We start from the raw sequence: 14,849 nt of genomic DNA on the forward strand, positions 1-14,849 counted from the left end.
GTCGCTAATTCCTGCGTCGTTCGAAAACACCCTACAGATCGAAATTCGTCGGCATCATCACGACGTCGCGAATCGTCATGCCGCGCGGCCGGGTCAGCATAAAGATCACGACTTCGGCCACCTCGCTCGCCTCCAGCAGGCTGCCCGCCGCCTTGGCCTCCTGCAGCTTCTCCGCCGGCCAGTCGGCCAGCAGCGCGCTGATCACGGGCCCGGGCGAGATCGAGCCGACCCGGATGCCGTGCTTGAACACCTGGCGCCGCACCGTCTGCACGAAGCAGTTGACTGCCCATTTCGACGAGGCATAGACCGGCTCCCACGGCGTCGGGAAGTGCGCGGCCAGCGAGCTCGTGACGATGATGTCGCCAGAGCCGCGTGCGATCATGTGCGGCAGCACGTCGTGCACATTCTTCATCACGACGTTGACGTTGAGGTTCAGCATCCGGTCGATCGCTGATGTGTCGGCATCGACGAGGTCGCCGCCGACATAGCTGCCGGCATTGGCGTGCAGGATGTCGAGCCGGCCGGCCCTCGCCAACACCTTCGGCAGCAGCGTCGCGCAATCCTTCGGATCGAGCAGGTCGATCACCAGCGGGATCACGGCATCGCCGTGCTTGCGCCCGAGCGCTTGCAGCGCCGCGGCATCGCGGTCGACCATCACCACGCGCGCGCCCGCGGCCAGCATCGCCTCGCTGCTCGCCAGCCCAATGCCCGACGCCGCCCCGGTCACGGCCGCCACCTTGCCTTCCAACACTTTCGCCATCGGTCCCACCTCGCTCGGATCACCACGACACACACCGCAGTATAGCAATCCCGGGCGGCGTGTCGGTAACCGAGGATGGGAACATTCCATCACGTGGCTTCGTGGCTGACAGCACACGAAAATTTCGGACGGTAGCGACTGCGCACAAGTTCCAGAGCGCCCCGCTCATAGACTGGTTTGATCCGGCTTGAGCGTTGTGAAATGCTCCAAGCCGACATGCCCGTCAGAGGCTGCCAAACGGCCAATAATGCCAAAACGGCCAACAACAAGAAGCGGAGGAATACAATGACAACAACCCGTTCGATCCAGCCAACCCGCCGTCATCTCATCAAGGGCGCTGCCGCCACGTCAGCCGCGCTGCTGCTCGGCAAGCCCGCGATCGCCAAAGGCAAGACCGAGATCGTGATCGGCAATATCGACGCCTATTCGGGACCGGCTGCGGTCTATTCGTCGATCGGCCGCACGCCCGGCGGCTATTTCAAGATGATCAACGAGCAGGGCGGCATCAACGGCCGCATGATCCGGTACATCACCTATGACGACGCCTACAGCCCGGCCAAGACGGTGGAACAGGCGCGCAAGCTGGTCGAAGGCGACGAGATCGACGTGCTGTTTGCCCCGCTCGGTGCGCCGACCAATGCAGCGATCATGAAGTACATGAACCAGAAGAAGGTCCCGCACCTCTTCATCGCCTCGGGCGCCACCAAGTTCGGCGACTACAGGAATTTCCCGTACACCATGGGCTTCCAGCCCTGCTACCAGATCGAAGGCCGGGCCTTCGCGCAGCATGTGCTGTCGACCCAGGCCGACGCCAAGATCGGCATCGTCTACCAGAACGACGATTTCGGCCGCGACGTCTTGAAAGGCTTCAAGGACGGACTCGGCGCCAAGGGATCCGCAATCGTGGCGGAGCTGTCCTACGAAACCGCTGATCCAACCATCGACAGCCAGGTGGTGCGCTGCAAATCCGCCGGCGCTAACGTGTTCATGAGCATGACGACGCCGAAATTCGCAGCCCAAGGCATCAAGAAGATCGCCGAGCTCGGCTGGCAGCCGGCGCATTACATCGGCAACAACGCCTCGTCCGCCGGCTCGACGCTGAAGGCTGCGGGGTACGACGTGTCCAAGGGGATCATCTCCAGCGCCTATTTGAAGGATCCGGTCGACGCCGCCTGGGACAGCGATCCCGCGATCCAGAAATGGCGGGCCTTTCTCGACAAATACGATCCGGCGGCGGCCAAGAACGACATCTACGCCGTCACCGGCTATCTCACCAGCCAGATCCTGGTTCAGGTGCTCAAGCAGTGCGGCGACGACGTCTCATCCGACAGCATCATCAAGCAGGCGGCAAATCTGAAGGATTTCGAATCCGACATGCTGCTGCCGGGCATCAAGATCAACACCTCACCATCCGACTATTATCCGCTCGAGCAATTGCAGCTGGTGCGCTTCAGCGGCGAACGCTACGAGCCGATGGGACCGGTGATCGACGGCGGCATCTCGAAGGCCTGATCGCAGCGCCGCCCAGGGCGTGAGCTCACTATCGCCGTGAACTCATCAACGCGATGAACACGCGCCCTGGCTCGGCTTAACCCGACAAGCGCTCAGTAGTCCCAGAACACCGGCACCCAGCGGAAGGCGTCGCCGTCGGCCGCCACATGGCCGACCGACGGGAACGGCAGGTGCGTGGCCACCAGCAGCCCGCCGGTCTCGGCCAGCTCCCGCAAGAGACGGATACGAACGCGGGCCGCCTCCTCGGGGTCGTGTTCGAAGCCGTTGTACCAGTCAGGGTGCTCGAACCCGGCCGCGAACACGGCGTCACCTGCGAATGTCAGCCTGTCGCCGCCGGAGGCGAGGCGAACCACGCTGTGCCCGGGGGTGTGGCCGCCGGTGCGATGGACGACCACCCCCGGCGCGATCTCATGCTGGTCCTCGAACGTGCAGAGCTGGCTCTGGTACTCTTTCCTGAACCGCTTGGCGGTCGCCCGCAGCGCGTCCGGGAATCCCGGCGGCATCGAGACGTGTGAAAAATCGGGCGCCTCCCAGAACTTGACCTCGGCGGCCGCCACGTGGATCCGCAGGTCCGGACGCAGCTGCTCCTTCACCCCGTCGACGAGCAGCCCGCCCACGTGATCCATGTGCATGTGGGTCAGCACCACGTCGGTCACAGACCCAAGGTCGATGCCGGCGGCCTCCAGCCGCTTGATCAACTGCCCGGCCCGCGGCAAGTGCAACTCCGGATCGAGCCCCAGCCCGGCGTCGACGAGGATGGTCTGCTCGCCGCTCCGCACCACGACCACGTTCAGCGCCCAATCAAAAGCGTCCGCCGGCAGGAACATGTCGTTCAGCCAGGCCGCCCGGACGGCCGGCGCGGCGTTGTGTGCCAACATCGCGGTTGGGAGCGGCAGCACCCCATCGCTGACCACCAGCACGTCAATCTCTCCGATCCGCAGCGCGTAGCGCGACGGAACCAGTTCTTCGGGCCCCGGCCGACCGAGGTGTGAGGTGTTGTGTAGGTTCATGTTTGTCTCCAGCTGACGACCACGCTGCGTTGCGGCGTGGCTGCGTTAGAATGGAAAGATGTCTAGCGAACCGCCTCTGCCGCTGCGCCAGAGTGATTGTCGCCGTTGCAGAGCGATTGCTGCCGATGCGCGCAAAGGCGACGGCTCGATGCACAGGAAGCCCGACGGCGCGGCGCGCCTGAGGTTTGCTGAGGGCCACAATCCGACATCTGGCAAACGAAGAGGGCCGCTGGAAAGCGACCCTCGCGCACGAAGTGCAGCATCACTTCAGTTTATAGGTACCGGTCTGGTGATTACAGTCCTGAAACGTTCCCTCCTTGATGACCGGGAAAGGTCCCAGCGGTTGTACCGTGGCGCTTATGACCGCACCGTCGTACTTCCCTGTTCCCGCAACAGACTCCCTGGTGACCTTTCCATCTGCAATCGAGAAGTACGAAAGTCGGGTGTTGCCGTCCCCGTCGGTCGCCTCACACACGGCGGTGCCGGAAATCTTCCCGCCAAGAGAGGCGTTCATCCCCATGCTGGCCATAGAGCGGCGCTGCTGCGGTGGTGGTGCCGGCGGCCGTGGTCGTCGAGGTACGGGCCCGGGGTGGCAAAGTTGCCGCCATTGTCGTTGAAGCCGTCGGAGATCGCCGAGTCGATTGCCCCCGAAATCGCCTGACCCGAGGCCTGCGCCACCACCTTGGTGACGTTGACCTGCAACTCACGCAGCTTGGCGCTGTCGGACGGCGTATTCAACCGTCTGCGCCAACGCTTGCGAGGCGCTCGGGTTGAAATTGGCGCCGCCGCCATAGCTCGCCATGATCGAATGGCTGCCGGCGGCGAGCGTCGTCGTGGTGATAGTCGCGACGCCGGCAGATAGCGTGGCGGTGCCGATCGCGGTCCCGCCGTCGCTGAACGTCACCGTGCCGCCGGGCGTTCCGCCGAGACCCGTGACGACAGCGGTGAACGTCACCGGTTAAACCCAACCCCGCAACGGCGGAGGCGGGCGAGCCCGCAACGCGCCAAGCTCATCAAAATATTCTCAGCCCGAAAGTCGCCGCCACTTAGCAACGACAACGATGCAAAGACAATTGGCACACGCACAGATCTCGCTGCATCCACCTGGAGGGCAAGCAATTCTCTCGCCGCGTTACTCAACTGCAACAGCACGATCTCGCGGATCGCTGCCGACAATTTGCATCTCGTGCGGTGCATGCGCTGAATGAGAATATCCCGTGCGCAAAGTGATATTCATCGGCGCTGACGATCGACGAGAAACGTCTGACCGCAGATGATGCGAATCGAAATTGGAGACGGCGGACACTCGGCACGTCAGGCGACAACGAGTGCAAAGGCGACCCGACGGGCAAGTCAGCAAAACCTGTCAAGCCCACGCGCTGAAAATATTTCGCTTTATCAGAAAAACAACTCAGTGTATGGTTCGCCCGTCTCACCCGATCGAGGGGCGCTGCGCATCGTCACGGGTGTTGCGGTGAGATGCGGTGGACGCTGATTGCGCAACTGACGAGTGCGCATGACGCGGACGGTGAAGTCGTGTGGTCCTGACGCCCTAGCGGCCGGTGTCCTTTTGTGAGACGCAACTGCGTCTTGCGAAGGCGGTGACAAGCAAGCCCAGTCTCGCCGGGGAGAGCACGAAGTAAGCCGTAAAACCATCGCGCAGGGAAAGCCGGATTGCTCCGGTTACACCTGTGGTCCTACCCCCGGTGCTTTTTGTTGCACCGGACCCATGGGTGCAATCGGCACCCGGCTTTCCCTGCGCCCTCTATTCTCAGAGGGCGAAACGAAGAGCAAAGCTCGGACGATTCATGTCGCGAGAACGCGGTTGTATGAGTCACAAATCGCGCCACACATTCACCGTCGTCCCGGCGAAGGCCGGGACCCATAACCACAAATGCCGATTGTTATGCACCGTTGGAACGACGAGTCCCGTCAACCACATCTGCCGCGGCGTATGGGTCCCGGCCTTCGCCGGGACGACGTGTGGAGAGTATCCGGGCCTCAAATCGATTCTTGCGCGAACGGAACGCCCGCAAACCTCACCGCCCCTGCCGCAAACTTCCCTCCAGCCGCGCCAGCTCGCCGTCGAGATCGCGCTCGACGTCGGCCACGTGCATGTCGACCACCCGATAGTCGCGCGCCTCGAGCCAGGCGCGGCGCTTGGTGCGGTCGGCGCCGATGGCCTCGCTCTCGTTCGGATTGACCAGCTCGATCGCGGTCCGATGCACGAAGGAAACGAAGTCGGGGATGTGGCGGCCGACCGGGGTCTGGCGCTTGAACTGGCCGGCGAAGCGGCGGTCCCGCGTCAGCGCCTGCCACAGGATGCGTTCGGCATCGGTCGGGTTGCGGCGGAGCAGCCGGGCGAGGCCGCGCACCGTGCTGGAGTTGTCGGCGACGGCACCGCCCCCTCCCTGCTCGGCGAGCAGCGCCCGCAGCCTTGTCGCCTGGGCACCGTCGAGCACCCCGCCCTTGGCCGGGCCCTTGCGACCCTCGGCGATCGCCATCACCACACCGTGCAGCGTGTGCATGTCCTGCTTGGTCGGGTCCATCCGGGTGAAGATGTTGCGCAGGTTCACCAGCATGGTGTCGCGCTTCTCCGCCGGGCGCAGAAACTCGACCTTGTCGAGCTCGGCGACGAGGTTGTCGAAGAACGCCTGCATCTGGTGCTGGGAGGCCGGCTCGGACCGCTCGGGCATCGCGAACGGCAGCGCGCCCGCGGTCGAGAGCTTGAACCACTCATAGCCCATCAACAGCACCGCCTGCGCCAGATTGAGCGAGGCGAAGCCCGGGTTGACCGGGAAGGTGATGATGCGATTGGCGAGCGCGACCTCCTCATTGGTCAGGCCGGAGCGTTCCCGCCCGAACAGGATGCCGGCGCCGCCGCCGGAGGCGACATGGCCGACGATCTCGCCGGCCGCGCCTTCCGGCCCGACCACCGGCTTGGCCTGGTCGTGGGCACGGGCGGTGGTCGCGAACACCAGCGTGAGATCGGCGATCGCCTGCTCGACGGTGTCGAACAGCTCGACCGAACCGATGATGTGGTCGGCACCGGCGGCGGCACGTTGCGCGGCGACATTCGGCCAGCCGTCACGCGGATTGACGATGCGCATCCGGGTCAACGCGAAGTTACCCATCGCGCGCGCGGCCATGCCGATGTTCTCGCCAAGCTGCGGCTCGACCAGGATGACGACGGGACCGGCAAGGTCGTGCCCTGCCTTGGTCTTGTCGGTGCCGGACATCTCACTTCACTTTCTGATTCAACGTCTGAAGGTTTTGAATCAGCTTCCGAAGAGCCTGATTCAAAGTCTCATGCAGCGGCCCAAGAACGGCATCGACCAGCTGTGCACCGGTTTTGCGGGACCAATTTCTCCAAGGAGATAACAGGGTTAGCGGCGATTGCGAATCCTCAATCGGAATCCGGATCACACGCAACGAAGGCTGCCGCTTGCGCGCGCTTCGCCTTCGGATAGGCTATCAACCACAACCAAAGCGAAGCTGTAAAGGCACGCTTGAGACGCCGGTTGAACGGCGAGGCACCTTGGGGGGACGACGATGCGGGGCAGATGGACGCTGGCGATTGTGGGCCTGGTTTTGATCGTGGCGGGGGGCCTGTTCGCCCACCTCACGCAGACCGCAGGCGGCATCCGGATCGAGGATGTCAGGTTCAAGGGCGCCAAGGGCAACACGATGAGCGCCCTGCTCTACATCCCGCCGAATGCCACGGCGCAGATCCCGGCGCCCGGCATCCTCGCGGTCCACGGCTATATCAATTCGCGCGAGACCCAGGACGGCTTCGCCATCGAGTTCGCCCGCCGCGGCTATGTCGTGCTGGCGCTCGACCAGACCGGCCATGGCTACAGCGACCCGCCCTCCTTCGCCAACAGCTTCGGCGGACCGGACGGCCTCGCCTATCTCCGCAGCCTGCCATTCATCGACAAGGAGAACATCGGGCTCGAGGGCCATTCGATGGGCGGCTGGACTGTGCTGGCCGCCGCCGCCGCGATGCCCAACGACTACAAGTCGATGGTGCTGGAGGGGTCTTCGACCGGCAAGCCGTTCGCCGCCGAGGGCACCGCGACCTGGCCGCGCAACACCGCTTTGGTGTTCGCCCAGTACGAGGAATTCCCGGACCTGATGTGGGGCGTCGATCTCGCCCGCGACGTCACCACGAGCCCAAAGCTCTGGGCGCTGTTCGGCACCCAGGGCGCGGTCGAGCCGGGCAAGGTCTATGGCGATCCGGCTGCCGGCACCGCCCGCGTGCTCTACACGCCGGCGATAACCCATCCGGCCGAGCACATCTCGCATGAGGCGATCGGCTACAGCCTCGACTGGTTCGCCAAAACACTGAAGGGCGGCACGGCGCGGCCCGTTGACGACCAGATCTGGTTCCGCAAGGAGATCGGCACCCTGATTGCGCTGATCGGCTTCGTCGCCCTTGTGATCGGGACGTTCGACGGGCTGCTGGAGGCACCGATGTTCTCCCGCCTGCGGCTGCCGGCGATCGCCGACGGCACCATGCCGCCGCACGAGGCCGCAAGCGGCCGGCGCTGGACCACGGCGTTCATCCTCTCGGCCTTCATTCCGGCGCTGACCTATTATCCGGCCTTCGCGCTGGGCGGCACCTTCGTGACCCCGAGCGCGTTCCTGCCGCAGGGCATCACCAACCAGATCCTGGTCTGGGCCATCATCAATGGCCTGATCACGCTGGCCCTGATGCGGTTCGCGCCGAAGCGCGCCAGCCGGGCCGGCCTCGTCGGTCAATCCGTCGTGATCGCGGTGGCGTCGGTCGTGGTGGGGTACGCCGCGCTTTGGCTCGCCGATCTCGCGTTCAAGATCGACTTCAGGTTCTGGATCGTCGCACTCAAGTTGATGAGCGCGAAGCAATTCCTCATCTTCCTGATCTATCTGATTCCGTTCACGACGTTTTTCGTCGTGGCGCTGCACGTGCTGCACCGGAATTTCTCGACCATGGATGCCCCGCGCGGGGCGCTCTATCTGACCAACATCCTGGCGCTGACGTTCGGTTTCATCGTGTTGCTGGTCCTGCAATACGGCACGCTGCGGCTGACCGGAAAACTGTTCAATCCGATCCCGGACCCCGGTTTCGTGCCGCTCTCGACCATCGTCGCGATCCAGTTCGTGCCGCTGCTCGCAATCGTCGCCGTGATAGCGACCTTCACCTGGCGGCGGACCGGATCGAGCCTGCCCGGCGCCCTGATCGCGGGCCTGTTCGTGACCTGGTACATCGTGGCCGGCACGGCGACCCAGGTCCCATTTTAGAGGGTTTTCGAGCGAAGTGGGCACCGGTTCGCGTGAAGAAAACCCGTCAAAACCAAGGACCGGGAGCCGCCATCAGAATGGCGGTTCTCGATGAAAAGATGGGCTTAAAGTGCATAACCGGTCCGCTTCCGCCCGCCCCCGGGCGGTGCTATAGCGCAGGCGTATTCCAACCCGCGGTCAAAAGCGCGCTGTTCCCAAGAGGGCCCCTCCGTCATGGCAAAAATCAAGGTATCCAATCCCGTCGTCGAGCTCGATGGCGACGAGATGACCCGGATCATCTGGCAGTACATCAAGGACAAGCTGATCAACCCGTTCCTGGATGTCGAACTGCTCTATTTCGATCTCGGCATGGAATACCGCGATGAGACCAACGACCAGGTGACCATCGATGCCGCCGAAGCCATCAAGAAGGTCGGCGTCGGCGTCAAATGCGCCACCATCACCCCCGACGAGGCCCGGGTGAAGGAGTTCGGCCTGAAGCAGATGTGGAAGTCGCCGAACGGCACCATCCGCAACATCCTCGGCGGCGTGATCTTCCGCGAGCCGATCATCTGCAAGAACGTGCCGCGCCTGGTTCCCGGCTGGACCAAGCCGATCATCATCGGCCGCCACGCCTATGGCGACCAGTACCGCGCCACCGACATCAAGTTCCCCGGCAAGGGCACGCTGTCGATGAAATTCGTCGGCGAGGACGGCACCGTGATCGAGCGCGAAGTGTTCAAGGCGCCCGGCGCCGGCGTCGCGATGGAGATGTACAATCTCGACGACTCCATCATCGATTTCGCCCGCGCCTCCCTCAACTACGGCCTGCTGCGCAACTACCCGGTCTATCTCTCGACCAAGAACACCATCCTCAAGGTCTATGACGGCCGCTTCAAGGACATCTTCCAGGACATCTACGACCGCGAGTTCAAGAAGGACTTCGAGGCAAAGGGCCTGACCTACGAGCACCGCCTGATCGACGACATGGTGGCCTCGGCGCTGAAGTGGTCCGGCGGCTATGTCTGGGCCTGCAAGAACTATGACGGCGACGTGCAGTCCGACACCGTGGCCCAGGGCTACGGCTCGCTCGGCCTGATGACCTCGGTGCTGCTCACCCCGGACGGCAAGACCGTGGAAGCCGAAGCCGCCCATGGCACCGTGACTCGCCACTACCGCGAGCACCAGAAGGGCAAGGAGACCTCGACCAACTCGATCGCGTCGATCTTCGCCTGGACCCGGGGCCTCGCTCACCGCGCCAAGCTCGACAACAATCCGGAGCTGGCGAAGTTCGCCACGACCCTGGAGAAGGTCTGCGTCGCGACCGTCGAAGAGGGCTACATGACCAAGGACCTCGCGCTGCTGGTCGGCGCCGACCAGCGCTGGCTCTCGACCACCGGATTCCTCGACAAGGTTTCCGACAACCTCGCGAAGGCGATGGCGGCCTAACGGCCGCCTGTTGGTGAATACAACAGCGAGCGTGACCATGACCCTACTCGGCCGGGCAACGCTCGCATCCTTGTTGCTGACCGGATCGGCGGCGCTCGCTGCCGATCCCCTGCCCGCCCCCGTTGCGGCACCGGACGAGACCGCGGTACTCACCGTGCATGCCGAGGGCGCCCAGGTCTATGAGTGCAAGCCGGTCACCGACGGCAAGCTCGCCTGGTCGTTCCGCGAACCCATCGCCACCCTGATCGCCGGCGGCCGCACGGTCGGCCGGCACTATGCCGGCCCGAACTGGGAGCATGTCGACGGCAGCACCGTGACCGCCCGCACCGCCGGCAGCGCACCCGGCGCGACCGCCGCCGATATTCCCTGGCTGAAACTCGAGGCGATCGCCCACCGCGGCAACGGCGTGCTGACCAGCGTCGCCACCGTGCAGCGGATCAATACATCTGGCGGGCAGCTCGACGGCGCCTGCGACAAGGCCGGCGTGTTCAAGAGCGCACCCTATTCGGCCGATTACGTGTTCCTGCGCCGCGACTAGTCGCGGATGCCGCCGTCGGTCTCGCCAGGCGCCTGGGCGATTTCGCCGGCGGCTAGGTCGCCACCGGCCGTAAGCGGATCGGCGAGCCGCGCCTCCGCCGTCTCCCGGACATGCGCGGCGAGCGCCGGCATGCGCTCGATCAGGGCATGGAAGTCCTGCGCGTCGAGCACCAGGAGCTTGGTCTTGCGCGTCGCCGTCACCGTGCCGGAGCGGTTGGTCCGCCGCAGCAGCGCGATCTCGCCGAAGAACGCGCCGTCGGCAAGCTTCACGAGCTGGCTCGGCAGGTCGATCTCGACCTCGCCCGCGGTGATGAAATACATCGATGACGCCGGATCGCCGCGCCGCACCAGCACCTCGCCGGCCTCGATGGTCTGCGAGCGCAGCAGGCGCATGATGTCGGCGATATCGGCCGCGTTGAGATGCGAGAACAGCGGCACCCGCGCCAGCATGCCCCAGGTCACGACGAAGTCGCGGCGCCGGACCTCGTCGGCAAAGGCGGTCGAGATGATCGCGACCGGCAGCGCGATCATCGCGAAGCCGACCACGATCGCAACCACGGTGACGATCCGCCCGAGCGGCGTCACCGGGACGACGTCGCCGTAGCCGACAGTGCCGAGCGTCACGATCGCCCACCACATCGCCTGCGGCATGGTGCCGAACTTGTCCGGCTGCACTCTGTGCTCGATGGCATAAAGCAGCGAGGCGAACAGCAGCACCGCGCCAGTCAGGATCACGACGCAGCCGAACAGCGTGCGCCGCTCGGCGTGCAGCGCCGCCAGCAGCGAGCGCATTGCGGTCGAATAGCGCACCAGCTTCAGGAACGGCAGCATGCCGAACAGCACCAGCGCGGTCTTGTCGTTGATGACCAGCGCGATGGCCGACGGCAGGAAGGCGAGCAGATCGATCACGCCGAGCGCCGAAAAGGCGTATTCGAGCCGCGCCTGCAGCGGCGTCATGTCGCGCAGCGAGCGGCCGACCACGCTCCAGAGCCGCGCGGCATATTCCAGCGCAAACGCAATGACGGCTGCGATTTCGATCGCCGAGAACAGCCACCACAGCTGGGCGTCGAACTCGGGCACCGATGCCAGGATCGCCGCCAGCACATCGACACTGATGATCGCGACGACGAGCCGGACAAAGCGCGCGCCGACCGAATGCGGCAGGTGGTCCTGCTCCAGCAGCTCGTAGAGACGGTCGCGCAGTCCGGGATCGCTGATCGTGGGCTTGCCCGGAGCCGTCGCCACGATCAGCCTCTCCGTCAGGCCCCGGCCGATGCCTGTTGAGTCATGGCCTGCTCGATCGCCGACAGCGCGGCATCGGCCTTGGCGCCGTCGGGGCCGCCCGCCTGCGCCATGTCGGGCCGGCCGCCGCCGCCCTTGCCGCCGAGCACCTCGGAGCCCTTGCGCACCAGCTCGACCGCGTTGAAGCGCGAGGTCAGATCGGCGGTGACCCCGACCACGATGCCGGCCTTGCCGTCCTCGGTGACGCCGACGATCGCGACCACGCCGGAGCCGATCTGCTTCTTGCCGTCGTCGACCAGGCTCTTGAGGTCCTTGGTCTCGACGCCCTCGACCGCGCGGGCGAGCAGCTTGACATTGCCGACCTCGCGCACGGCGGAGGCCGCGCCGTTCGACGACGCGCCGCCGCCGCCCATCGCGAGCTTCTTGCGGGCATCCGACAGGTCGCGCTCGAGCTTCTTGCGCTCCTCCATCAGGGCTGCGATGCGCGCCGGCACATCCTCGATCGTGGTGCGCAGCTCGGCCGCCGCGGTCTTGGCCAGCGCCATGGTGTCGTTGGCGTGCTTGCGCGCATGATGCCCGGTCAGCGCCTCGATGCGGCGAACGCCTGATGCCACCGCGCTCTCGCTGGTGACCGAGATCAGGCCGATGTCGCCGGTGCGGCGAACATGGGTGCCGCCGCAGAGCTCGACCGACCAGCCGAGCGCGTTCTGGCCGTGCTCGCGGGCACTCCTGCCCATCGAGACGACGCGGACTTCATCGCCGTATTTCTCGCCGAACAGCGCGCGCGCACCGGCTTCGCGGGCGTCGTCGACACCCATGACCCGCGTCGTCACCTCGTCATTCTCCAGCACCACGTCGTTGGCGATGTCCTCGACCCGGGCGAGTTCTTCCGGAGTGATCGGCTTCGGATGCACGAAATCGAAGCGCAGGCGATCGGGCGCAACCAGCGAGCCGCGCTGGGCGATGTGATCGCCGAGCACCTGGCGCAGCGCCTCATGCAACAGATGGGTCGCCGAGTGGTTAGCGCGGATCGACGAACGCCTGGCGTGGTCGACCTCGAGCTGCAGCGCGGTGCCGACATTCAACGTGCCCTGCTCCACCGCGCCGACATGCACGAACAGATCGCCGGCCTTCTTCTGCATGTCGGTGACGCGGAATTTGACGCCTTCGCCAGTGAGGATGCCGACGTCGCCGACCTGACCACCGGATTCGGCATAGAACGGCGTCTGGTTCAGCACGATCGCACCGGTCTCGCCGGCCTTGAGGCTGTCGACCTCGGCGCCGTCCTTGACCAGCGCCGTCACCACGCCTTCCGCGCTCTCGGTCTCATAGCCGAGGAATTCGGTCGCACCGAGCTTCTCGCGCAGCGGGAACCAGATGTTTTCGGTCGCCGCCTCGCCCGAACCGGCCCAGGAGGCGCGCGCCTTCTCGCGCTGACGGTTCATCGCATCCGTGAACGACGCTTGATCGACGCTGATGCCGCGCGACTTCAGCGCGTCCTGCGTCAGGTCCAGCGGGAAGCCGTAAGTGTCGTACAGCGTGAACGCGGTGTCGCCGTCGAACATGTCGCCCTTCTTGAGGCCGGCGCTCTTCTCATCGAGGATCGACAGGCCACGCACCAGCGTCTTGCGGAAGCGCGTCTCTTCCAGCCGCAGCGTCTCCTCGATCAGCTTCTCCGCACGCACCAGGTCCGGATAGGCCTGGCCCATCTCGCGGACCAGCGCCCAGACCAGGCGATGCATCAGCGGCTCGCTCGCACCCAGAAGCTGCGCGTGGCGCATCGCGCGGCGCATGATCCTGCGCAGCACATAGCCGCGGCCCTCGTTCGACGGCAGCACACCGTCGGCAATCAGGAACGCCGACGAGCGCAGATGGTCCGCGATCACCCGGTACGACGCGACGTTCTGCGCGTTCGGCCCATGGCCGAGCGCCGACGCGGCCGCATCGATCAAATGGCGGAACAGATCGGTCTCGAACACGCTCTCGACGCCCTGCAGGATGGCGGCCATGCGCTCCAGCCCCATGCCGGTGTCGATCGAGGGACGCGGCAGCGCCACGCGCTCCTCCTTCGTCACCTGCTCGTACTGCATGAACACCAGGTTCCAGAATTCGAGGAAGCGATCGCCATCCTCCTCCGGGCTGCCCGGAGGTCCGCCCCAGATGTGTTCGCCGCGATCGATGAAGATCTCGGAGCACGGCCCGCACGGGCCGGTGTCGCCCATCGCCCAGAAATTGTCCGAAGTCGGGATGCGGATGATGCGGTCGTCGGAGAAGCCCGCGATCTTCTTCCAGTAGCCGGCCGCCTCGTCGTCGGTGTGGTAGACGGTGACCAGCAGCTTGTCCTTCTTCAGCCCGAAATCCTTGGTGATCAGATTCCAGGCGAGCTCGATCGCGCGCTCCTTGAAGTAGTCGCCGAACGAGAAATTGCCGAGCATCTCGAAGAAGGTGAGATGGCGCGCGGTGTAGCCGACATTGTCGAGGTCGTTATGCTTGCCGCCGGCGCGCACGCACTTCTGCGACGTCGTGGCGCGCTGATAGGCGCGCTTCTCGACGCCGGTGAAGACGTTCTTGAACTGCACCATGCCGGCATTGGTGAACATCAAGGTCGGGTCGTTGCGCGGCACCAGCGGCGACGACGCCACGATCTCGTGGCCGTTCTCCTTGAAGAAGTTCAGAAATGTCGACCTGATGTCGTTGACGCTGCTCATGTTCATCCAATCGGAAAAAGGGGCCGGCCAGCCGCAAAAAGGCGTCATTTTCCGGCCGAACGCTTTTAGACAAGGCCAGCTGCGGTGTCCAGAAACTGTGCAGGCGGATCATGGGCTTGCCGCGGCAGCACAAAGCCCATTGGATAGCAGCGAGAGCTGCGTTGACAGTCTTGGTGGCGCCGTGTTTTCTACCTACCTATAGCTAAGTCACGTCGGGAGAGACCGGCCTTGCGCCGGCGCCGAAGGAGCAACCGCCCCGGAAACTCTCAGGCAAAAGGACCGCGTGACGTCTGACATCTGGAAAGAGGCGCTGGGGTCATCCCCGATGCGTCCGCCGACGGGATAATACTCTCAGGCACAGCGACAGATGGG

At 64.9% G+C, this 14,849-nt stretch carries 12 protein-coding genes and 1 riboswitch; of the genes, 4 read left to right on the top strand and 8 right to left on the bottom strand.

The features are described 5' to 3' along the window. Positions 1-31: 31 nt before the first annotated feature. The gene (locus HAP48_RS46385; RefSeq protein ID WP_166207040.1) at positions 32-760 is read right to left on the bottom strand and encodes an SDR family oxidoreductase; all 729 of its coding nucleotides are present in this window, start codon (positions 758-760) and stop codon (positions 32-34) included. Positions 761-1,045: 285 nt separating this feature from the next. On the opposite strand from HAP48_RS46385, the gene HAP48_RS46390 reads away from it, so the two are divergent. Then, the gene (locus HAP48_RS46390; RefSeq protein WP_166207043.1) at positions 1,046-2,272 is read left to right on the top strand and encodes an ABC transporter substrate-binding protein; all 1,227 of its coding nucleotides are present in this window, start codon (positions 1,046-1,048) and stop codon (positions 2,270-2,272) included. 92 nt (positions 2,273-2,364) lie between these two features. Here the strand turns inward: HAP48_RS46390 and HAP48_RS46395 are convergent, their stop codons facing one another. The 5 genes from HAP48_RS46395 to HAP48_RS46410 all read right to left on the bottom strand — a co-directional run bounded on the left by HAP48_RS46395 (position 2,365) and on the right by HAP48_RS46410 (position 6,521). Further along, positions 2,365-3,282, bottom strand: a complete 918-nt coding sequence (locus HAP48_RS46395) for an MBL fold metallo-hydrolase (RefSeq protein WP_166207046.1) — start codon at positions 3,280-3,282, stop codon at positions 2,365-2,367. Between the two features lie 262 nt (positions 3,283-3,544). Continuing rightward, a complete protein-coding gene (locus HAP48_RS46400) occupies positions 3,545-3,811 on the bottom strand; it encodes a hypothetical protein (protein ID WP_166207049.1) in 267 nt (88 codons plus the stop codon). Beyond that, a complete protein-coding gene (locus tag HAP48_RS50565; protein WP_338028970.1) occupies positions 3,793-4,020 on the bottom strand; it encodes a hypothetical protein in 228 nt (75 codons plus the stop codon). Before HAP48_RS50565 ends, HAP48_RS46400 begins: the two co-directional genes overlap by 19 nt. Continuing rightward, positions 3,986-4,237: an Ig-like domain-containing protein gene (locus tag HAP48_RS46405; protein ID WP_338028971.1), complete on the bottom strand. Its 252-nt coding sequence runs from the start codon at positions 4,235-4,237 to the stop codon at positions 3,986-3,988. Before HAP48_RS46405 ends, HAP48_RS50565 begins: the two co-directional genes overlap by 35 nt. A gap of 1,084 nt (positions 4,238-5,321) precedes the next feature. Continuing rightward, positions 5,322-6,521 (bottom strand): TrmJ/YjtD family RNA methyltransferase, encoded by a 1,200-nt coding sequence (locus tag HAP48_RS46410; protein WP_166207052.1) that lies wholly within the window; start codon positions 6,519-6,521, stop codon positions 5,322-5,324. Positions 6,522-6,834: 313 nt separating this feature from the next. Here HAP48_RS46410 and HAP48_RS46415 point away from each other — a divergent pair, with 313 nt between their 5' ends. The 3 genes from HAP48_RS46415 (at position 6,835) to HAP48_RS46425 (ending at position 10,528) form a co-directional block, all read left to right on the top strand. Further along, on the top strand, positions 6,835-8,562 hold the full coding sequence (locus HAP48_RS46415) for an alpha/beta hydrolase family protein (RefSeq protein WP_210292772.1): 1,728 nt from the start codon (positions 6,835-6,837) through the stop codon (positions 8,560-8,562). A 213-nt stretch (positions 8,563-8,775) separates the two neighbouring features. Then, positions 8,776-9,990 carry an NADP-dependent isocitrate dehydrogenase gene (locus HAP48_RS46420; RefSeq protein ID WP_166207055.1) on the top strand — a complete coding sequence of 405 codons (1,215 nt, stop codon included), beginning with the start codon at positions 8,776-8,778 and terminating at the stop codon, positions 9,988-9,990. Positions 9,991-10,027: 37 nt separating this feature from the next. Then, the gene (locus tag HAP48_RS46425) at positions 10,028-10,528 is read left to right on the top strand and encodes a DUF3455 domain-containing protein (RefSeq protein WP_166207058.1); all 501 of its coding nucleotides are present in this window, start codon (positions 10,028-10,030) and stop codon (positions 10,526-10,528) included. Here the strand turns inward: HAP48_RS46425 and HAP48_RS46430 are convergent. Then, positions 10,525-11,775, bottom strand: coding sequence for a cyclic nucleotide-gated ion channel (locus tag HAP48_RS46430; protein WP_166215802.1), 1,251 nt, complete (start codon positions 11,773-11,775; stop codon positions 10,525-10,527). The genes HAP48_RS46425 and HAP48_RS46430 overlap by 4 nt on opposite strands. A gap of 11 nt (positions 11,776-11,786) precedes the next feature. Next, the gene (gene alaS, locus HAP48_RS46435) at positions 11,787-14,477 is read right to left on the bottom strand and encodes an alanine--tRNA ligase (RefSeq protein ID WP_166207061.1); all 2,691 of its coding nucleotides are present in this window, start codon (positions 14,475-14,477) and stop codon (positions 11,787-11,789) included. A gap of 202 nt (positions 14,478-14,679) precedes the next feature. Continuing rightward, positions 14,680-14,769, top strand: a riboswitch (glycine riboswitch). Positions 14,770-14,849 lie beyond the last annotated feature (80 nt).

It is taken from the genome of Bradyrhizobium septentrionale, assembly GCF_011516645.4.
GTDB lineage: Bacteria > Pseudomonadota > Alphaproteobacteria > Rhizobiales > Xanthobacteraceae > Bradyrhizobium > Bradyrhizobium septentrionale.